This window comes from Salinibacterium sp. 10G20-15, from assembly GCF_057365065.1.
Map to the genome: position 1 here is coordinate 496,223 of NZ_CP195118.1, position 19,595 is coordinate 515,817.

The following is a 19,595-nucleotide window of genomic DNA, read 5'->3' on the forward strand; positions in this document are numbered from 1 at the left end:
CTTACTCTCTCTCGCGCAGACTCCTAAACCGACGCCATGCCAGAACTCCGGAACCGGCCAAAATGAGCAGAAAAATTCCGTAAATGGCGAGTGGTACGCCCACATTCCGAAGCATGCTCACTGTCGGAAGCACGGTACCGAGGGGGCTTGCGGGCGCCGCAATGACGTCATCCTCGCTCTCAGGAATGGGGGTGGGCGACGGGCTGAAAGTCGGCAAGGGCGCGGGAGTTGACTCCGCACGGCGGTAAATCGTAATCCACTCCGCGAGACTCCCCATGGGGTTCTCGTCAACCAGCGGCACGTTCGCTTTCACGGCATCATCCGCATCAATCAGCCCAAAACCGTAGATGGCATCGGCGCCAGGAGCGCCGGTGTCATGGGCGGTGGCGACAATGCGGTTGATCACATTGTTGGCATCCAACTCTGGATGCGCGGCACGCACGAGCGCGACGATACCGGCAACAATCGGCGTAGCTCCACTTGTGCCGTTCCACAGCACATGCGATCCGCCGGGAGCAACCCCCACAAGGTCTTCGCTGGGAGCCGCGACACCGATCGTGATTCCCTGAGTGGAAGCATTGAAGCTAGCAACACCGTTGACATCAACACCGGCAACAGTAAGCACGCCCGGCATCGTGGCAGGGGCACCAACCGAAGTAGTGCCACTACCCCGGTTACCGGCAGCGGCAACCACAACGACATCGTTGTCCATCGCGTAAAGGAAGGCGCTATCCCAACTCGTTGGCCAGTCAAGCGTCTCGCGCGTGAGCGACAGGTTGATGACATCGGCGCCCTGATCGACGGCATAGCGCACGGCTTGTGCGATCTGGTCGTCCGAGCTGACGGGGCCGCCAGTGAAGCCAATCGAGATCGCCAAAATGTTGGCGGCAGGGGCTGCACCAATCACGCCTGCGTCCTCTCCCGTCCCCCTGCCTGCAGCGAGCGACGCGACGAGGGTGCCGTGGGCTGGGTTATCGTCACCGACAGGCTTTTGGCCGTTCGGCGCCCCTTGGCCCGAGAAGTCTGTTCCGCCGGTGACGGCACCGACCAGTTCTTTCACTGTGCCATCAACGCCGGTATCGATCACCGCAATGGTGACGCCAGCACCCTTTGTGGTCTTCCACGCGGCCTCAATACCGTACTCCTGAAGCCAATACTCTTGATCTCGTACTTCATCGGCGTGAGCCGGCGTTGCTACGAGCACAGAGGCGAGACTCGCCAGCGCAACAAAGACCGCCGCCCAGCGCTTCACTGGCCGCTCTCCGCAGCCTTGCCTGCTGCGGCATCCTGCTGCGCGGCCTCCGAGTAATCGGGGCACTGACACACAGCGGGGCTCCAGGAGGCACGCTCGAGCGCAATGTCACCGATGGGGTTGACGCCAGGCCCCGCAGCAAGCGAATGCCCTACGAGGGCATGGAGGCACTTCACGCGCGTGGGCATGCCACCGGCCGAAACACCGGCGAGTTCTGGAACGACCTCGATGCCTTCACGGTCGGCAATGTACGCCTCGTGAGCCGCCTGATACTGTGCGCCGATCTGGCCTTCAAGCATCGCGGCAAGTTGCGGCATGTGCCCCTCGGCTTCCAGCGTCGACACGGATGCCGTAGCCGCCGGGTGGCACAGGTAATAGATCGTGGGGAACGGCGTTCCATCGCTCAGACGCGGCTTGGTCGACACGACGGTTGGAGCCCCGCACACGCAGCGCGCGGCAATTCCGATCACATCACGAGCAGGCCGCCCAAGTTGAAGCGACACAATGCGCACATCTTCATCGCTGACGGCGTCAAACGGTGGGGTGGTCATTGTTGGGGTCCTTCACTCGCGGGGGTAGTGAGCTCGTCGGGAGCGTCATCCGTGAGACCAGCAGTGTAGATGGACGACACGAGAGTTTGCACCCAGTCAATTTGAGTGGTTTGGATGCTCGTGCTGACGGGCACGCCATCGTTCGTCGTCACCTCATCGACATCGCCGGTGACGAGGTAACTTACTTCGCCCGGTTTGATAAAGAAAAGCCGATCACGCGCTTGGGATTCGATGTAAGCGGGGTCATCCCAGCGAGCAAGATTCTCGTTGAGCTCGTCAACGGAGTCTTGCGCCTCATCTACTTCTTGTTGCAATTGCGCAATCGTCTGCTGCTGATCGATCAGGATGCGCAAATTGGGGGCAAGAACGATGACGGCGAGTATGAGCAAACCAAGCATGAGCACGGTGAAGCCCGAGAAGCGGATCGTGCGCAACCAGTGTTCTGGCGCGCTCTCCTCGGGCAACGTCACCGCTACCTTTTTTGCTCGTACTCGCCTAGCCATGCGTTCGATGCTAGACGACGCCAGTGAGTGCTAGCCGTTGAACCGCGGGAAGGCGGAGCGGCCGGCGTAAACTGCGGCATCGCCGAGCTCTTCTTCGATGCGCAGCAGCTGGTTGTACTTCGCTACGCGCTCGGAGCGAGCCGGTGCACCAGTCTTGATCTGGCCGGTGTTGAGCGCTACCGCGAGGTCAGCGATCGTGGTGTCTTCGGTCTCACCGGAACGGTGCGACATGACGGCCGTGTAGCCGTTGCGCTGAGCCAACGACACAGCGTCGAGGGTCTCGGTGAGCGAACCAATCTGGTTGACCTTGACGAGGATCGAGTTTGCCGTTGCGAGCTCGATTCCCTTGGCGAGACGCTTGGGGTTGGTGACGAACAGGTCGTCTCCGACGATCTGAGTCTTCGAACCGATTTCGGCGGTGAGCTGAGCCCAGCCTTCCCAGTCGTCTTCGTCGAGCGGGTCTTCGATCGAGACGAGGGGGTACGCGGCAACGAGCTCGGCGTAGTACGCGCTCATGTCACCAGCGGACTTCGAGACACCTTCGAACGTGTACGAACCGTCGTTGTAGAACTCGGTGGCGGCAACGTCAAGGCCAACGGCGATGTCCTTGCCCGGCGTGAAGCCAGCCTTCTCGATTGCTTCCATGAGGAGGTCGAGTGCTGCACGGTTGCTGGAGAGGTCGGGGGCGAAGCCACCCTCGTCGCCGAGGCCCGTGCTGAGGCCCTTGCTCTTGAGCAGTCCCTTGAGCACGTGGTACGTCTCAACGCCCCAACGGAGGCCCTCGCTGAAGGTCTCGGCGCCGTGCGGAAGAATCATGAATTCTTGGATGTCGACGTTGCTGTCGGCGTGCGATCCACCGTTGATGACGTTCATCATCGGCACGGGAAGCACGTGAGCGTTCGGTCCGCCAAGGTAACGGAAGAGGGGCAGGTCTGCCGAGTCAGCAGCAGCCTTGGCTACCGCGAGCGAAACACCGAGGATCGCGTTAGCGCCAAGGTTCTTTTTGTTCTCGGAACCATCAACCGCGATGAGCTCAGCGTCAACGAGGCGCTGGTCGGAAGCGTCGAGGCCCTCAATCGCAGGGCCAAGGTCGTCGATAACAGCGTCAACGGCCTTCTGGACGCCCTTGCCGAGGTAGCGGTCTTTGTCGCCATCGCGAAGCTCGTAAGCCTCGAATGCGCCGGTGGATGCTCCCGAAGGCACCGCGGCGCGAGAAACTACGCCGTCGTCAAGCAATACTTCAACCTCGACCGTGGGGTTTCCCCGGGAGTCGAGAATTTCACGGGCGCCAACTGCTTCGATCAAAGCCACAGGGGGTCTCCTTAAAGAAAGTTTGATTGGACTGGAAGTGGTGGATGTCCGTGGCAAAGCCTACTCCGCGCCAGCGACGGGCGCTGACTCGTTACGAGTGGCCACTGGTTGTTGAGGTGCCGGGCGGAACTGCCCGGTGGCCAGCAGCACGACCACGAGAACCAGGGGAACAAGCCATCCGGTCCACCCCAGGATGCTGGCCTGAAGCGGGTCAAAGCTCTCGCCGACCATGATGAAAACCAAGGAGAATCCGGCAGCCGCGTTGAACGAACCGTGCGCGAGAGCGGCCGGCCACACCGACACCGAACGGATGCGCAGCCACGAGAACACGCCGCCGACCACGATCGTCATCCCCACCATTGCGGAGAGAGCGAGCCAGCCGGGAGCGCCGGGATAGTTGTAGCCGAGCAGGATAAGCGGTGCGTGCCAGAGGCCCCACATCACACCCGAAATGAGAAGGGCCGGAACTATCCCCAAGGGCAGCAGTTTGGGCAACAGCCAGCCGCGCCAGCCAAGTTCTTCGCCGAGGGCTGGAATTGTGTTGATAAGCGCACCGATTGCCACGTTGAGGAACTGGGCTGCCACGAGCAATCCGATCGGTATCGGCAGGGGTGCTTGGCCGAGCGCCTCAAGCTGGCTGTCGAGCATCGCCTCGAACCCCGAGAAATTCACGAAGTCGGCCGGATAGACCCCCACGAGCGCTCCGACGACGAGCGCCGCCAGGATCAAGGCGGGCGGAATGACGAGCGCCAAAGCCAAGTAGCGCAAGAACCGGCCAACGGGGCGCACCGAACCGAGCCCGAGCGCCGCACGGCGGGAGCGAGCATCCGGATGCTTCTCAACAAAGAAAACAACGATCAGTGCCGCAATCGCCGGGGTGAACATCATCGCCAAAGCGAACACGGTGAAGAACGGGTTGGCGAGGCCGCCAGTGAACCACAGGGGGAAAGCGAACAGCCACGCAAGGCCGAAGCTCAGGACGGTAAAAAAGAGAACCGGCTTCACTGCGACGTTCACGTTTTCTCCCTCAACACGTGGGCGCTAACTAGCCACCCAGTGGCTTGAATTCGAGACTATCAATACTCACGTTTTCTGCACGGACCGTGGCGAAACTGGTGAACCCGGCATCCCGAAGCTGGTCAAGAAGTTGCGGCAGTTTCTTGGGCCGCGCCTCGAGCCGAACCCGCTTGCCTTCTTTGATCAGGGCGGCCTGCAAACGCACCAGAGTTGCCGCCTCAACATCGGCGCCATAGACGAGCGCAACCTGGTCGTCAGCCGTTTCCACACCGAGGTCAACCAGATCCACCAAACGCTCAAAGCCGAGCGAGAAACCGACAGCCGGAACATCGCTGCCTAAGAAACGACCGATCATTCCGTCGTAACGACCACCACCACCGAGCGAATAGCCGAGCGACGGATGCGCGACCTCAAAGATCGTGCCGGTGTAGTAGCCCATCCCCCGCACCAACCACGGGTCGAATTCAATGAGACGTTGCGGGTCTCTGCGACCCGCCTCGATGGCTTGGCCGATCGATGCGAGCTCACGGATGACATCGTCCGTGACGCCGGGGGGCAGAGCGGCACGGATGGCATCCGCACTGAACTCGGGATCAGATTCGGGCGCAGGACGCTTCAAGAATTCAGCGAGCGCGGCCACAGGGGCGTCTGGGAAGGCGCGCTCACGCAATTCAGCGATGACGCCGTCGGCACCGAGCTTGTCGAGCTTGTCGACGGTGATCAGCACCGCCTCGTGCTCCTTGGCCGGGAAGCCGAGAACGCTGAGCGAGCTTGTGAGGAGGCGTCGGTCATTGACTCGAATGGTGCAGCCTTGGATACCAAGCGCATCCAGTGTCGCCGCTGTCGCCGCAATAAGTTCGACCTCAGCGCTGGAACCCGCTTCGCCGATGATGTCGATGTCGCACTGCACAAACTGGCGGTATCGTCCCTTCTGCGGGCGCTCTGCACGCCACACGGGCGCCATCTGAATCGAACGGAAGACCTTGGGTAGTTCGGCACGGTGGGACGCATAAAATCGCGCGAGCGGAACCGTGAGGTCGAACCGCATCCCGAGGTCGGCGAGTTCAAGGGAATCGGATGCCGTCTGGAGGTTTTCCGGCGTTAGCCCGCGCTTCATGACTGCGAAGGCTAGCTTCTCGTTATCACCACCCAAACCGGCGTGCAGGCGGGAGCTGTCCTCCATCACGGGGGTTTCGATCTCATCGAATCCGTGGGCACGGTAGCTGCCGCGGATGACACCGAGAACACGCTCGCGCTGAGCTTTTTCTGCCGGAAGGAAGTCGCGCATACCGCGGGGAGGATTAACCGTTGACGCCATGATCTCTATTCTTGCCCACGCGAGAAGGTTTTCAGTGCCAGCAGGCGACACTCAAAGCCACGGGGCGAGTTCAGCGTCAGCGAGCGAGTCCCGCGAGCAGCTGTTCGATGCGGTGGCGGTGGTGTGCGACAGCGGCCTCGAACACAGCAGCGGAGGCCTCGAAGTCGTGATTGAGCACGAGATCGAACTGCACGCCGTGAAACATATTGACAAGCAACCGCGCTTCAGTGTGGGCTTGTTCCTCAGTGAGCCCGAAGGAAACGAGGGCGGTGGCGCCCATCGAGATCCATTGCGTGAAAATGGGTCGTGTCACGTGGAGCTCGTCAGGTTCAACAGCTTCGAGCAGTCCCGCCTCAAGTTCAAGGCGCTGGCGATGAAGGTTTTCGGGTAGCTGAGTCCACTGCCACGCTAGCGAGAGACTGGCGAAATAGTCGTCCAACGTGCTGGCAGGCAATCTCGACGCATCATCGGGGCTCGCCCCGCGCGCATTCGCATGCACGATCTCGCGAATGAGTTCGGAGCGGGTTCCAAAGTGATAAACCAGCGTGAAAGTACTAACGTCGAGGGCTTTCGCGAGCGAACGAAAAGTGAGACTAGACAGCGGTTTATCAGCAAGGTAGGCAATAGTTTGCTGAATAAGAGCTGGCTTGCGCGTCGGGTCGGGTCTGCGTGCCATGAGTATTAACATAACGGTTGTTTGCTAATGAACGACGCAACAGTTATGATTTCTCCTTGTGCCGCAAACTCCTTAGCGGCGCCATCTCTACGTGAAACCCTCTCACCAGGGGCTTCTCCAACGCTGGATCGGTAGGCCGGGTAATCCCACCGATCCATCAACGCGCGATGCCACTTCTGCAGACGATCGACGTGCGATCACATGTCTCGTGTGCAGGCGTCGCGCCGGTGCCCTCCTTATTCGGGTTAGGGAGGGCACCACCCTCCCGGGCTTCCCGTGAGAAGCGAACGCTAGCTCGACGCCTCGTGTTCTTTGATCTCGTCAGTCAACTGGCGAAGTGCCGTGCGCAGCGCTCGCTCCGAATCCAAACCGTTGGCTTTCGCAGATGCCACGATGGCCAGCAAGAGAGGGCCAAGCTCATCTTCGTGCGTGACATTTATCGCACCGGGTGTTGTGGCATCCAGAAGCCCTACTTTGTGGGCGCGGCCGAGAAGCTTGTCGGCCAGCGCTAGCGCGGGCATTTTCGAGGGAATCCCGTCGGTCACACTCGTACGATGTGGCTTTTCTGTTTTCTTGAGGTCGTCCCACACCGCCATCACATCATCGGCTGTATCCGCTGTAGCGTCGCCGAAGACGTGCGGGTGCCGTCCGACCATCTTGGCCGTCATGTGAGCGGCTACGTCCTCGAGAGTGAACCGCCCTGCTTCAGCGGCAATATCAGCATGGAAGAGCACTTGATAAAGCACATCGCCGAGTTCCTCGACTATCTCGGCGGAATCGCCGCTTTCAATCGCATCAACCAGCTCATAGGTTTCTTCAACGAGGTACTGCACGAGAGACTCATGCGTTTGATCGCGGTCCCACGCGCAGCCACCCGGGGCCCGCAAGCGCTCAAGCGTGCTGATGAGTGTGTCGAGTTCAGGATGCGGGGCGTGAGGCTCGGTCATCCCCCCATCCTCCCACTCGATAAAGTAAGCGGAAGTCACGTACCCCAAAGGGGTATGTCGTGACGTGAGCCCCACCTCGAGTCCGCCACTATATGAACCGTGGACCCGAAGAACACGTCTCCCGCGCGCAACGACGAAATCCCGTCCCACGCTCCCCTGACCCGACGCCTCATCGCCGGCGTCATCCACATTTTCCGGCCGCTGCTGAAGCTGAACCTTCTCGCCTTTCGGGTCGACGCCGCAAACACTCTCTTTCCGCCCGATGAGCCCGAGGGCGAAGTAGTCGCCCCTGACCCCGCGCGTCTCCTGTTCATCGGCGATGCGGCGGCATCCGGCTACGGCCTCCTTCACCATGGGCTTGGGGTGGTTTCCCAAACATCGCGATATGTCGCACGCGAGCTTGCCTCCGGATGCACCTGGAGCAGTATCGCTGACGTCGAGTTGACTTTGACACGCGCCGCAGACGAGCTTGAGGATGCGGAGCACGATGTCGATGCGGTCGTTATCATTCTCGGCCCACCCGATGTTTTGTTTGGCACCACCGCAACCGAATGGACCGCCGCCCTCCACCGGATTATTGATCGCGTGCGCCACGGATCCACCCCGGAATGCCGCGTCATCGTTGCCGCAGTGCCCCCGATGTACCGTTTTCGAGCGATGCCGCGCTTTGTTCAGCGTCTTCTCGCCCTGCAAATCACGAGACTCAACCGGGCGTCTCTTGCGGTCGCCGATGCGATTCCCCACGTGAGCTATGTCTCGTTTCCGCCGCTAGAAATGTGCAACTCTTTCATTCAAGACCCACTCAATTGGAAGTCGGTTCATTCGCTCTGGGGCAAGCAGCTTGGCGCGGTGACGTCGCGCGAGCTCGCAGCTCAGCGTGGGGCGCGCGAATCCACCTAAAGCGGTCACATCGTGGCAGCGTGTGATCGATCGCCGCTCTGCGCTCCTCGCACGGGCCGGCCTACCGGCGTGCGCGCGTGCGTGCGTGCCTGCCCGCGTGCGCGCGTGCGAGAATCGCGATGTGTCAACTTCTCAACCGCGTTCTCGCCTCCTCGGCGTTATCGTTGCGATCGCCCTTGTGGGTGGAGCGGCCGTCGCCCTCTATTCCGGAGCGATCTCGCCGGAATCGCCTGGTGACAGTGCGCCTCCCGACGGAGCGTCCGACAAGTCCGCTGTGGCATCCGAGTCGGCGAACACCGCGCAAAGCAATAGTGATCCAGACGACACTGAGAGCAACGCGACTGGCGGCATCCCTTCTGGCGCTTTTGCAGCGACCGTCACCTATGTGCATGATGGCGACACCCTGTACCTCGACAATGGGAGCGCCGAGGAACTGAAGGTACGACTCATCGGACTCGATACCCCCGAACTCGCCAGCCAGCAGCGACCGGATGCCGAAGAATGCTACGGAGTTGAAGCTCGCGAATTACTTCGCGACTTTCTACCCGAGGGCACCGACGTGTGGGCGCTCGAAGATCGCGAGCCCGAGGACCACTACGGGCGCTCGCTGCTCTACGTCTATCTCCAGGACGGCACCTTCGTGAACCTTGCCATGGTTGAGTTGGGAGCCGCCGAAGCCCTCAAAGTGGGGCTCAACGACCGCTTTTGGCCCGAGCTGCGCAACGCCGAAGACGATGCATACACGGCGAAGCTCGGCATGTGGGGCTCGTGCTAGTTCTCAAACGCTGGGCGTGCGCGCTGTGATCTCCCCGCTGAGCGCGCCAACTCGCCTCGTTAGCGCACAACGGTAACGAGGTTTCTCAGACACTCAGCCGCCCCATGGCACGATTGATGCATGCTCGACCCTGCCAACCCGCTCATGCTTGCCCTGTTGTGGGTCGTGCTTCTCGGTGTGCTCACGGCACTAGCCCTCAGAACCTTCCGCCGCGATCAGCGCGAGTATCGCCGCTTTAAACGTTTTCGCACCACCAAGCGACGCCAACTGATGCTCCGCCGCTGGCTGTTAATCTCCTTCTCGCTTTTTGGTGGCCTCGCTCTGGCGACACTCTTAGCCAGTGGAGCATTCGCAGCGCCCCTGCTCGCCGAGGTGCAGGCTTGGCCCGGGGCCTCGTGGCTACTCGGCGTCTTCGCCGCGCATCCGACCATCACCGCTGGAGTACTCAGTGGGCTCGTAATCGGGTTTATTGTCGTCACTGTTCTCGCCATCATCTCCGTGCGCAAGGAAGGCGAAGAGGTGGTGAGCGTCGGCGACGTTCAAGCCATCCTCCCCCGCAACCGTCAGGAGCTTGTGCTGGGCGGACTGCTCTCGATTAACGCCGGAGTCGTCGAAGAGTTGCTCTTCCGGCTCGCTTTGCCCGCGCTACTGTTCGCGACAACCGGCAACGCAGTGGTCGCTATTGTCGTCAGCCTTCTGCTGTTCGGCCTCATGCACTCGTATCAAGGCCTGACCGGCATCATCGTCACGACAGTGCTCGGTGCCATCTTCATGGCTATCTACGTTCTCACCGGAAGCATTCTTGTGACAATCATCGCGCACGCGCTGCTCGACCTGCGCTCGCTCGTGCTTATTCCGATGGCGATCGGGGGCGTCCACCGCATCGACGGCCGTCGCAATCCGCTCGCGTTCACTCCGAAGCCGAAGCCCGTTGCTTCAGGAGTAACTAGTGAAGCGCCCGCGCCGGAAACAACGCAACCGTAATCGTCCGCTATTTTGTGGCTTAAGAAGCTGGACCGGCGTCGTTTGCCGCTGCAGATCGTTCGGCCGTCTTCGCTGCAGCCCTATCGACTGCGAGCTTCTCGGCAGCCTCTGCTGCAAGAGCGGCCTCTTTGGCCTCCTCCGCCGCGTCTTGAGCACCGAATACTGAAACGAGGAGGTCTTTCGTCCACTCGATGAGAGCGCCATCATCGGCACCGGAAGGCAACGGGATGATCGCCGTCGACGCTGCCGAATGATATTTAGAGCCCGGGTACATTCGCTGCAATCGCACTTGCTTCGAGTCAGCGAGTTCAGCCGGTGCGATACGCAGTTTGTCGCCCATGACCACAACTTCGCTCAGCTTCAAACGCTGAGACATCCGGCGCAGTCGAGACACCGCGATCAGGTGTTGCACTTCCTCGGGCGGCTCGCCGTACCGGTCGATGAGTTCGTCGAGCACGCGATCGATGCTGTCCGCTGCCGCCGACGGTGAACTTGCTGCCGACAGCTTTTGGTACGCCTCGAGCCGCAGTCGCTCGCTCTCCACGTAGTCCTCGGGGATGCTAGCATCCACCGGTAGTTCGAGGCGCAGCTCGGTCTGACCTTCGGCAACATCACCACGGAAAGTGGAGACGGCCTCGCCGATCATCCGCAAGTACAGGTCGAATCCCACCCCGGCTATGTGGCCGGACTGTTCGCCACCGAGCAGGTTTCCAGCACCTCGAATTTCGAGGTCCTTCATGGCGATCTGCATACCGGCGCCGAGCTCATTGTTGGCGGCGATGGTGTCGAGACGCTCGTGAGCGGTTTCGCTCAGCGGCTTCTCTTCGTCATACAAGAAATACGCGTAGGCGCGCTCACGGCCGCGGCCCACTCGACCGCGCAACTGGTGCAGTTGGCTGAGACCGTACTTGTCGGCACGGTCAATGATGAGCGTGTTGGCGTTCGGGATGTCGAGCCCGGTTTCCACAATCGTCGTCGACACGAGCACGTCAAACTTGCGATCCCAGAAGTCGACCATCACTTGCTCAAGTGCGGCTTCGGGCATCTGGCCGTGGGCGATCGCGATACGAGCATCCGGAACCAATTCCGCAATCTTCGCCGCGACCCGGTTGATCGAGCTCACGCGATTGTGCACGTAAAACACTTGGCCTTCGCGCAGCAGTTCGCGGCGAATTGCCGCACCAACCTGACGCTCAGAGTATGGGCCGACGAAGCTGAGGATCGGATGCCGGTCTTCTGGCGGAGTCGCCAGCGTCGACATTTCACGGATGCCGGTGACGGCCATCTCGAGCGTGCGCGGAATCGGGGTTGCCGTCATCGCCAGGATGTCGACGTTGGTCTTGAGCTTCTTGAGAGCATCCTTGTGCTCAACGCCGAAGCGCTGCTCTTCGTCGATGATGACGAGCCCGAGGTCTTTGAACGCGACGCTCTTGGAGAGCAGGCGGTGGGTCCCAATGACAACATCCACGGTGCCGTCGGCGAGGCCCGCTACCGTTTCGCGGGACTCCTTCTCGGTCTGGAAGCGACTGAGCGCCCGCAAGTGCACGGGGAAGCCGGCGAAGCGATCGGCGAAGGTCTCCATGTGCTGACGCACGAGCAAAGTGGTCGGCACGATCATCGCGACCTGCTTGCCATCCTGCACAGCCTTGAAGGCGGCGCGAACGGCGACCTCGGTCTTACCGTATCCGACGTCTCCGCTGAGCAGTCGGTCCATCGGAACCGGGCTCTGCATGTCGGCTTTGACTTCGTCAATCGTCGTCAGTTGGTCAGGGGTTTCAGCGTAGGCGAAGGCTTCTTCAAGCTCGCGCTGCCACGGGGTATCCGGCCCGAACGCGTGGCCCTTGCTGGCCATGCGCGCGCTGTAGAGCTTGACGAGTTCAACAGCGATGTCGCGAACCGCCTTGCGCGCCTTGCTCTTGGCTGCCGACCAGTCGCTGCCGCCCATCTTGTTGAGCGAGGGGGCTTCGCCTCCCACATAGCGCGACAGCAGGTCGAGCTGATCGGTGGGTACATACAGCTTGTCGCCGGGGTAACCGCGCTTGTTGGGCGCGTATTCGAGCACCAAGAATTCGCGCTGAGTCTTGACCGCGTTGCGACCGCCCGTGCTGACCTGCCGGGTGACAAGTTCGATGAACTTGCCGATGCCGTGGGTCTGGTGCACGACATAATCGCCGCTCTTGAGTTGCAGCGGGTCAACAACATTTTTGCGGCGAGTGGCGAGCTTGCGGGCCGGGCGCGAGGCATAGCCGACCGAACGGCCGAAGAACTCGCCCTCGCTGAGCACCGCCAACTTGACTTCGGGCACGGCGAAACCATGATCGACGGATGCCCGCAGCAGGTACGCGACGCCGGGTTCCGTGGTCTCGGGGAAGGCGTCAACCGCGCGCCCGGAGAGTTCTCGCTCCCCCAGCAGGTCGGCGGTGCGCTCCACGAGCCCGGCGCCTTCGGCGACGATTGCCACCGACCAACCGTCGGCGAGTAACGTGCCAACGTGGTCGAGGGCGCCGTCGAGGGTTCCTGCGAACGAGGGCGTGGCGGTGGCCTCGATGCGCACGTATTCGGAGGCTTCTTCTGCGGCATCGATTAGGTTGGCGGCATCCGCTTCGCCCGAGTCGAACGTGCTGAGGGTCCACCAGGGGCGATCCCCTGCGGATGCGCGAAGCGTGGTGAGCGTGACAAAGTCACCGGCATCCAAGTCGATGGGCGCTTCGGCTCCAGCGGTTGCGGCATTCCACGCCGCACTCAAAAATTCTTGGTTGGTTTCGGCGAGGTTCACGGCACGCGACGACACCTTCTCGGGCGAGAGCACCGCGATGGCGGCATCCGCGGGAAGGTAATGCGTCAACGGGACGAGCTTGTCAACGAGTGCGGGCGCGAGCGACTCCATGCCGTCGACGGGGATGCCCTCGGCGATCTTGGCCAGCATCGTGGAGAGACTCGGAAACTCGTGCTGCATTTCGCGGGCACGCTGGCGCACCGAATCGCTGAGCAGCAACTCCCGGCTCGGCACAAGTTCGGCGTACTCGATGTCGCCATCGATTGATCGCTGGTCGGCGACCGAGAACTCGCGCAACTGCTCGAGCTCATCGCCGAAGAACTCAAGTCGAAGCGGGTGCTCGTGGTTGGGCGCAAAGACGTCGAGGATGCCGCCGCGCACCGCGAATTCACCACGGCGAGTCACCATGTCGACACGGGAATATGCCAGTGCCACGAGGCGCTCCGAGAGGGCGGAGAGGTCGTAGTTGCGACCGCCCTTCGTGAGCATGACCGGCTCGATCGTAATGAGGTTGTCGGCGATGGGCTGCAGCGCCGCCCGCACGGATGCCACCAGCACAAACTGGCCAACCGGGTTCGCTTGCCATTTAGCCAGGTCGCGCAGCGCCTGCATACGCTTGCCGACCGTCTCGGCGCTCGGGCTCAGTCGCTCGTGCGGCAGAGTTTCCCAGGCGGGGAACTCCACGATCTGAGCGTCGGGAAGATAGCTTGCGAGTGAGCGGCGCAGCGATTCAGACTCGCGGCCCGTCGCGGTCACCGCAAGCATCGAGCGCGGCGCATCGGTTGCCGTAAGCAGGCCACCGATGAGGGGCGCCCGTAACCCTTCGACGAGGGAGAAGTCGGCGCTGCGCTGTGAGTAACGCAGCGCGCTCTCTACAGTTTGGGCGCGCGAAAGCGCTGAGATAATTCCGTCGAGAGTCACCGGATTACTCTACTCGCGGCCACCGACGCTGCGATGAGAGTTCACCCACAGCGCAGCAGCAGAACTAGCGCGGGCTGTGGAAACGCTGTTGAGCTGCTTCGAGTCCCTCGTTGGCGACCATCACTACGGCATCTGCAGCATCGCCTAACAGGTTGGGCAGCACCGTGCGCTCCTCACCCGTGAAGTCGCGGAGAACGAAGTCAGCGGCAGGCTGGCGACCGGGAGGGCGTCCGATACCCACCCGAACACGTGTGAAGTCGGGGGACCCGACAGCCGCAGCGATATCGCGGATACCGTTGTGGCCTCCGTGACCGCCACCGGTCTTGAGTTTCACGCTGTCGAAGTCGATGTCGAGTTCATCGTGCACAACGATCAGTCGCTCGACGGGAATCTTGTAGAACCTCATGAGTGCGGCGGTGGGCCCACCCGACAGGTTCATGAAGGAATTGGGCTTAGCCAGAATCAGCTTGGGTCCATCCCCAAAGCTGCGACCTTCGGCCACCGCGGCATTCGCTTTGTGGTTCTTAAAAGTGGCCGACAGCTCGTCAGCCAAGTGGGCCAACACCATGTGGCCCACGTTGTGGCGATTACCGGCGTAGCCGGGCCCGGGGTTACCGAGCCCGACTACTAACCATTGGTCATCCACGATTGCTCGTTTGCGGAAGAAGCTGATTATTCGGCAGCCTCGTCAGCAGCCGCTGCTTCCTCGGCAACCGCTTCGGCCTCTTCTTCGGCCGCTTCGGCTTCGACCGAGGCGCGCGGGGTGCTGATACCAACAACGAGTAGCTCGGGGTCAGCAAGAAGGTTTGCACCTTCGACAAGAGTGACGTCCTTGGCGTAAACGTGCTGGCCGTCTTCGAGGCCCTCGATGTCTACCGTGAAGTACTCGGGAATGTGGGTAGCTTCTGCCTCGACGGAAATGGTCGGTGCATCCAAGTTCGCGATAGTGCCCGCAAACGACTCGCCAACGAGGTGAATCGGCACGTCGACGATAACCTTCTCGCCCTTGCGGATAACAACGAGGTCAACGTGCTCGATGATCTGGCGAACCGGATCCTTCTGCACGTCCTTCACGAGAGCGAGCTGGCTCTTGCCGCTGATGTCGAGGTCGAGAATCTGGTTCGACTTGCGCAGGATCAAAGCCATCTCGTGACCCGGGAGGGCAACGTGGATGGGCTCGGTACCGTGTCCGTAGATGACGGCGGGAATCTTGCCCGCAGCGCGCAGCTTGCGTGCGGCGCCCTTACCGAATGATTCGCGGGCATCTGTAACAACGTGGTTTACGCCTGGCTTTGCCATCGTTAGCTCCTGTTCGACCGAAGTCTGTTGTGGGCTCAGCGCCTGCAACGAACGGAGTGCTCGTGGCGGGCTCAGTGCCCAGATCATTGTCTGTAATTCAACTCGAACGCCGGCAGACCGTGGATCTGCCGCGTGAGGAAAAGCCCTGTGAGGAAATGGTCCTGTGACTTGCCCGCCGCGTCGATAACGGAACCAGAAGGTTCCCTCGCCGAAGTTCAAGCTCAAGTTTACACGGTTCAGGCTGATTCGGTGCCCACGAGTTGAGCGGCTTGGCACCGTTCGGCGGCGTCGCGAGAACCACTACTCTGGAAGCATGCCCGGAAGTCTTCACGCACGCGTGCTCAACGATCTCGGGCTCAGCATCGTTTCGGGCGAGATCTCCCCTGAATCCACGATCCTCGCCGAGCAGCTCGAAGAGCGTTACAGCGTCTCGCGTTCGGTCGTTCGTGAAGCCGTGCGTGTGCTGCAATCGCTCGGCATGGTGGCCTCCGTCAAGCGGGTCGGGATGCGCGTGCTGCCGATGTCCCAGTGGAGTCTCTACGACCCCCTCGTGATCCGGTGGCGCCTCGAGCAGGCCGAGAACGGACGCCAACTGCGCTCCCTCACCGAGCTGCGCAGCGCCATCGAACCGCAGGCTGCAAAACTCGCAGCCCTGCACGCCTCAAACGAGGCAGCCGGCGAGCTACTGGCGCTGGCCGCGCGAATGCGGGCCGTGGGGCGCTCCGGCGACCTCGAATTGTTTCTTGAGCTCGACATCCGCTTTCATTCGCTGGTTCTTGCCGCGAGCGGCAACGAGATGTTTGCACGCCTCGACCGTGTAATCGCCGAAGTGCTGACGGGCCGCACCCACCGTGGTCTCATGCCATCGACTCCGCACGAAGAAGCACTACAGCTACACGTGGATGTGGCGGATGCCATCCAGGGCAAGCGCCCGGCGGACGCGTTCGCCTCGATGGAGCGCATCATGAGCCGCACGATCGAAGAAGTCGAACCCATCTGGGATGGCGAACCGCGCATCTTCCTCGACTAAACGTCGCGCAAGAAACCCAGCACCCTAGAAGCGCAGCAGCACCTTGCCGCTGTTCTCCGAGTCCTTGGCAACAGCAAACGCTTCATGAGCATCGGATGCCGCGAACTCGTGGGTCACAATCGGCCCGACAACGAGGCTGCCGTCTGCGAGCGCCGCGATCACTTCGCCAATCTCGTCGTTGAAGCGGAATGACCCGACGAGTTCGAGCTCGCGGGTGATCGCGAGTGAGATGAGGGCGGGCTGCTGACCGGAGGGCAAGAGCCCCACCATGACCACGCGGCCGCCACGAGTTGCTCCGCGCACGGCCGACTCGAGGCCGCGGTAGCTGCCCGATGATTCGAAGACGATGTCGGCGTCGACGGCGGCAATGGCATCCACATCGGTGGCGTGAAGAGTGTCGGTCGCGCCGACCTGGCGGGCGATCGCAAGGGGGCCAGCGAACATATCGACGGCCACAATCTCGCTGGCACCGGCACGCTTGAGCACAGCGACGATGAGAGCGCCGATGGGGCCAGCGCCAATCACGAGAGCACGTTTTCCGCGAACGTCACCGGCACGCGAGACGGCATGCCAGGCCACGCTGGCGGGTTCGACGAGCGCGGCATCACGCAGGGTCAACGAGCTGGGGAGTGCTCGCAGCATCCGGCTGGGCAAAGTAACGAACTCGGCGAAGGCACCTTCGGTGTGCGGAAAGCGTGCCGCGCTGCCGAGGTAGGTGCAGCCGGGGGAAAGATTCGGGCGGTCTTCGGGCCAGCGAGGCTCGGTGCCGCCGGGGGTTGCCGGATGCACGGCCACGGCTGTTCCCGCAGCAGGGCCGGTGCCATCAGCAGCTTGCTGAATGACGGTGCCGACAACCTCATGGCCGAGAATCATCGGTGCCTTAAGGATCGACTCCCCCGCCGCACCGTGCGACCAGTAGTGCAGGTCAGACCCGCAGACCCCGCCGAACGCAATCTGGATCACGGCTTCGTCGGCGGCCGGAGCGGCCAACGGAATGCTCTCCACGCGCAAGTCATCTTGAGCGTGAATCGTGACCGCGAGAGTTTCGGCGGGGGCTGCACTTGTCATGACAATCTTTTCTGTAGAACGGTGCCGGCAGCGACGCTCGGCGGTAAAGCAGGAGGTTAGACGACGACCGTCATGCCGCCATCGATGAAGATGACTTGGCCGTTGACGTAGTCGGAACCACTTGAGGCGAGCCACACTGCGGGGCCGCCCAGGTCGGCGGGAGTTCCCCAGCGACCGGCAGGCGTGCGCCCGAGAATCCAGCTGTTGAAGGTGTCGTCGTCGACGAGCGCCTGCGTCATCTCGGTGTGGATGTAGCCGGGAGCGATCGCATTGATCTGCAGCCCGCCGTTGGCCCACTCCGCCGTCATGGCACGAGTGAGATTGCGGATGCCGCCCTTCGAGACCGTGTACGGCCCGATAGTCGGTCGCGCAAGGTCGGTCTGCACCGACGCGATGTTGATGATCTTGCCCTCACCGCGAGCCAGCATGTGCCGGGCAACTTCGCGCCCGACGAGGAACGCGCTGGTGAGGTTGGTGGAGATGACTCGGTTCCAGTCCTCCACGTCGAGATCGAGCATCGGTTCGCGATGCTGGATACCCGCGTTGTTCACGAGCACCCCGATCGCACCGATGGATGCCTCGATCTCGGCGATCGCGGTGGCGACAGCCGTGGCATCCGCGACGTCAAACGCACGAGCGTAGACGCGTTCGGCCCCAAACTCGGCGCTGAAGTCGGCATGAGTTGCGGCGAGGCGCTCTTCATCGCGACCGTTCAGCACGATCGTTGCACCGGCTTCGGCGAGGGCTTGCGCAATGACGCGCCCGATTCCTCGGCTCGATCCGGTGATGAGGGCGATGCGCCCAGTGAGGTCAAACAGAGTGGATGCCACGGCTATCTCCTAGAACAATCCGGCGATGATGAAAATGACGAACGCAATCGCGAAGCCCATGACACCGATGAGTGCCTGGCCGACTGTCCACGTGCGCAGGGTGGTCTGGGTGTCCATGCCGAAGAAGCGGCTGACCAGCCAGAAGCCCGAGTCGTTGACGTGACCCGCGAACACTGAACCGGCGGCGAGAGCGAGCACGATGGCGGCGAGTTCGACGGGGTTGAGCGAAGCGTCAGCGAGAACGACGGGCTGGATAAGTGCTGCCGCAGTGGTGAGCGCGACAGTAGCCGAACCTTGAGCAACACGGATGATTGCAGCAATCACGAAGCCAGCAACGATGAGCGGCATGCCGATCGACTCGAGCGAGGTTGCGATGCTGGCGCCGATTCCGCTGGCACGCAGTACGCCACCGAACATTCCACCGGCACCGGTGATGAGGATGATCGAGCTAACCGGGCCGAGCGCGCTGTCGACGATGGTCTCGATGAGCGTGCGCTCCTTGTTGCGCTTCCATCCGAGCAGCCACATTCCGAAGACGACGGTGATGAGCAACGCGATGGGGGTCTCGCCGAGAAGGCGTAGAACCTGAACAACAGGGTTCTCGAGGTCAACCACACCGGCAGTAGCGAGAGCGTTGAGTCCGGTGTTCATGAAGATCAGAACGAGGGGCAGCAGGAGCAAGAAGAGAATCGTACCGAGCTTGGGGTTCGACTTGAACTGAGCGGCCTTCTCGTCATCCTGGCTTCCGAAGAGGATGTTGGGGATAGCAACGTCGAAGCGCTTACCGGTCCAGGTACCGAACTTGTAGCCGACGACGTACCAGGTGGGCAGTGCCACGATGAGACCGAAGATGAGGACGAGCCCAACGTCAGCACCGAGCAGGCCGGTGGCGGCAACGGGGCCGGGGTGCGGCGGCACGAAGATGTGCATGACCGAGAAGGCCACAGCCGAGGGGAAGGCGTAGAAGAGTAGCGATCCACCGAGGCGACGAGCCACCGTGAAGATGATCGGCAACATGACGACAAGACCAGCGTCGAAGAAGATGGGGAAACCCATCATGAGCGAGGCAACAGCGAGAGCGAGCGGTGCGCGCTTCTCACCGAAGCGGCGGATGAGCGAGTCGGCGAGCACCTGTGCTCCACCACTCATTTCGAGCATCCGCCCGAGCATCGCCCCCAAACCGACCAGCAGGGCAACGCTGGCAAGCGTGCCACCGAAGCCCGATGTGAGGGTCGGGATTATCTGGTTCGTCGGAATACCTGCAGCCACGGCAGTTACGAGGCTGACGATGATCAGGGAGAGGAACGCGTGAACGCGCCCCACGATGATCAGCAGCAGCAGGAGCGCAATCGCGCCGGCGGCCAGAAGGAGAAGGCCCCACGTGGGCAACTCCCACAGCAGTTGGAGGTCGGTCATCATTGTCCTAACTTCTTTTGT

Annotated in this window: 18 protein-coding genes; 4 read left to right on the forward strand and 14 right to left on the reverse strand. The window is 61.9% G+C overall.

Annotated features, from left to right (window positions below; genetic code table 11):
• Position 1 precedes the first annotated feature (1 nt).
• From ACR3YK_RS02350 to mazG, 8 genes are all read right to left on the reverse strand, one after another.
• Positions 2–1,252 (reverse strand): S8 family serine peptidase, encoded by a 1,251-nt coding sequence (locus ACR3YK_RS02350; RefSeq protein ID WP_486175641.1) that lies wholly within the window; start codon positions 1,250–1,252, stop codon positions 2–4.
• Complete coding sequence (locus tag ACR3YK_RS02355) at positions 1,249–1,803, reverse strand: DUF501 domain-containing protein (protein ID WP_486175642.1); 555 nt, start codon at positions 1,801–1,803, stop codon at positions 1,249–1,251. Before ACR3YK_RS02355 ends, ACR3YK_RS02350 begins: the two co-directional genes overlap by 4 nt.
• Positions 1,800–2,273, reverse strand: a complete 474-nt coding sequence (locus tag ACR3YK_RS02360; protein WP_486175643.1) for an FtsB family cell division protein — start codon at positions 2,271–2,273, stop codon at positions 1,800–1,802. The genes ACR3YK_RS02355 and ACR3YK_RS02360 overlap by 4 nt, the downstream gene beginning before the upstream one ends.
• Before the next feature lie 63 nt (positions 2,274–2,336).
• Positions 2,337–3,617 (reverse strand): phosphopyruvate hydratase, encoded by a 1,281-nt coding sequence (gene eno / locus ACR3YK_RS02365; RefSeq protein ID WP_486175644.1) that lies wholly within the window; start codon positions 3,615–3,617, stop codon positions 2,337–2,339.
• Positions 3,618–3,677: 60 nt separating this feature from the next.
• The gene (locus ACR3YK_RS02370; RefSeq protein WP_486175645.1) at positions 3,678–4,634 is read right to left on the reverse strand and encodes a CPBP family intramembrane glutamic endopeptidase; all 957 of its coding nucleotides are present in this window, start codon (positions 4,632–4,634) and stop codon (positions 3,678–3,680) included.
• Between the two features lie 28 nt (positions 4,635–4,662).
• Positions 4,663–5,952 carry a histidine--tRNA ligase gene (gene hisS, locus ACR3YK_RS02375; protein ID WP_486175646.1) on the reverse strand — a complete coding sequence of 430 codons (1,290 nt, stop codon included), beginning with the start codon at positions 5,950–5,952 and terminating at the stop codon, positions 4,663–4,665.
• A 76-nt stretch (positions 5,953–6,028) separates the two neighbouring features.
• On the reverse strand, positions 6,029–6,628 hold the full coding sequence (locus ACR3YK_RS02380) for a TetR/AcrR family transcriptional regulator (protein ID WP_486175647.1): 600 nt from the start codon (positions 6,626–6,628) through the stop codon (positions 6,029–6,031).
• Positions 6,629–6,918: 290 nt separating this feature from the next.
• Entirely contained in the window at positions 6,919–7,575 is a 657-nt protein-coding gene (gene mazG, locus ACR3YK_RS02385) for a nucleoside triphosphate pyrophosphohydrolase (RefSeq protein ID WP_486175648.1), read from the reverse strand.
• Positions 7,576–7,674: 99 nt separating this feature from the next.
• On the opposite strand from mazG, the gene ACR3YK_RS02390 reads away from it, so the two are divergent.
• The 3 genes from ACR3YK_RS02390 (at position 7,675) to ACR3YK_RS02400 (ending at position 10,234) form a co-directional block, all read left to right on the forward strand.
• Entirely contained in the window at positions 7,675–8,475 is an 801-nt protein-coding gene (locus ACR3YK_RS02390) for an SGNH/GDSL hydrolase family protein (RefSeq protein WP_486175649.1), read from the forward strand.
• Between the two features lie 121 nt (positions 8,476–8,596).
• Positions 8,597–9,250 carry a thermonuclease family protein gene (locus ACR3YK_RS02395; RefSeq protein WP_486175650.1) on the forward strand — a complete coding sequence of 218 codons (654 nt, stop codon included), beginning with the start codon at positions 8,597–8,599 and terminating at the stop codon, positions 9,248–9,250.
• Positions 9,251–9,370: 120 nt separating this feature from the next.
• Complete coding sequence (locus ACR3YK_RS02400; RefSeq protein WP_486175651.1) at positions 9,371–10,234, forward strand: CPBP family intramembrane glutamic endopeptidase; 864 nt, start codon at positions 9,371–9,373, stop codon at positions 10,232–10,234.
• 19 nt (positions 10,235–10,253) lie between these two features.
• Here the strand turns inward: ACR3YK_RS02400 and mfd are convergent, their stop codons facing one another.
• The 3 genes from mfd to ACR3YK_RS02415 form a co-directional block, all read right to left on the reverse strand.
• On the reverse strand, positions 10,254–13,931 hold the full coding sequence (gene mfd, locus ACR3YK_RS02405; protein WP_486175652.1) for a transcription-repair coupling factor: 3,678 nt from the start codon (positions 13,929–13,931) through the stop codon (positions 10,254–10,256).
• A 64-nt stretch (positions 13,932–13,995) separates the two neighbouring features.
• Positions 13,996–14,577: an aminoacyl-tRNA hydrolase gene (pth, locus tag ACR3YK_RS02410; RefSeq protein ID WP_486175653.1), complete on the reverse strand. Its 582-nt coding sequence runs from the start codon at positions 14,575–14,577 to the stop codon at positions 13,996–13,998.
• Between the two features lie 26 nt (positions 14,578–14,603).
• Positions 14,604–15,230: a 50S ribosomal protein L25/general stress protein Ctc gene (locus ACR3YK_RS02415; protein ID WP_486175654.1), complete on the reverse strand. Its 627-nt coding sequence runs from the start codon at positions 15,228–15,230 to the stop codon at positions 14,604–14,606.
• 313 nt (positions 15,231–15,543) lie between these two features.
• On the opposite strand from ACR3YK_RS02415, the gene ACR3YK_RS02420 reads away from it, so the two are divergent.
• Positions 15,544–16,260 (forward strand): FadR/GntR family transcriptional regulator, encoded by a 717-nt coding sequence (locus ACR3YK_RS02420; RefSeq protein ID WP_486175655.1) that lies wholly within the window; start codon positions 15,544–15,546, stop codon positions 16,258–16,260.
• A gap of 24 nt (positions 16,261–16,284) precedes the next feature.
• On the opposite strand, the gene ACR3YK_RS02425 is transcribed toward ACR3YK_RS02420, so the two are convergent.
• Genes ACR3YK_RS02425 through ACR3YK_RS02435 form a run of 3 tightly spaced genes read right to left on the reverse strand, consistent with a single transcriptional unit; the run spans position 16,285 to position 19,577 of the window.
• A complete protein-coding gene (locus ACR3YK_RS02425) occupies positions 16,285–17,328 on the reverse strand; it encodes an L-idonate 5-dehydrogenase (RefSeq protein WP_486175656.1) in 1,044 nt (347 codons plus the stop codon).
• Between the two features lie 56 nt (positions 17,329–17,384).
• On the reverse strand, positions 17,385–18,158 hold the full coding sequence (locus tag ACR3YK_RS02430; RefSeq protein WP_486175657.1) for an SDR family oxidoreductase: 774 nt from the start codon (positions 18,156–18,158) through the stop codon (positions 17,385–17,387).
• A 9-nt stretch (positions 18,159–18,167) separates the two neighbouring features.
• Positions 18,168–19,577, reverse strand: coding sequence for a GntP family permease (locus ACR3YK_RS02435; RefSeq protein ID WP_100389660.1), 1,410 nt, complete (start codon positions 19,575–19,577; stop codon positions 18,168–18,170).
• Positions 19,578–19,595 lie beyond the last annotated feature (18 nt).

Excerpts from the sequence above, each read along its gene's own strand:
- ACR3YK_RS02355 (WP_486175642.1), bottom strand. The coding sequence starts at position 1,803 with ATGACCACCCCACCGTTTGACGCCGTCAGCGATGAAGATGTGCGCATT.
- hisS (WP_486175646.1), bottom strand. The coding sequence starts at position 5,952 with ATGGCGTCAACGGTTAATCCTCCCCGCGGTATGCGCGACTTCCTTCCG.
- ACR3YK_RS02380 (WP_486175647.1), bottom strand. The coding sequence starts at position 6,628 with ATGGCACGCAGACCCGACCCGACGCGCAAGCCAGCTCTTATTCAGCAA.
- mazG (WP_486175648.1), bottom strand. The coding sequence starts at position 7,575 with ATGACCGAGCCTCACGCCCCGCATCCTGAACTCGACACACTCATCAGC.
- ACR3YK_RS02400 (WP_486175651.1), top strand. The coding sequence starts at position 9,371 with ATGCTCGACCCTGCCAACCCGCTCATGCTTGCCCTGTTGTGGGTCGTG.
- ACR3YK_RS02415 (WP_486175654.1), bottom strand. The coding sequence starts at position 15,230 with ATGGCAAAGCCAGGCGTAAACCACGTTGTTACAGATGCCCGCGAATCA.
- ACR3YK_RS02420 (WP_486175655.1), top strand. The coding sequence starts at position 15,544 with ATGCCCGGAAGTCTTCACGCACGCGTGCTCAACGATCTCGGGCTCAGC.
- ACR3YK_RS02425 (WP_486175656.1), bottom strand. The coding sequence starts at position 17,328 with ATGACAAGTGCAGCCCCCGCCGAAACTCTCGCGGTCACGATTCACGCT.
- ACR3YK_RS02435 (WP_100389660.1), bottom strand. The coding sequence starts at position 19,577 with ATGATGACCGACCTCCAACTGCTGTGGGAGTTGCCCACGTGGGGCCTT.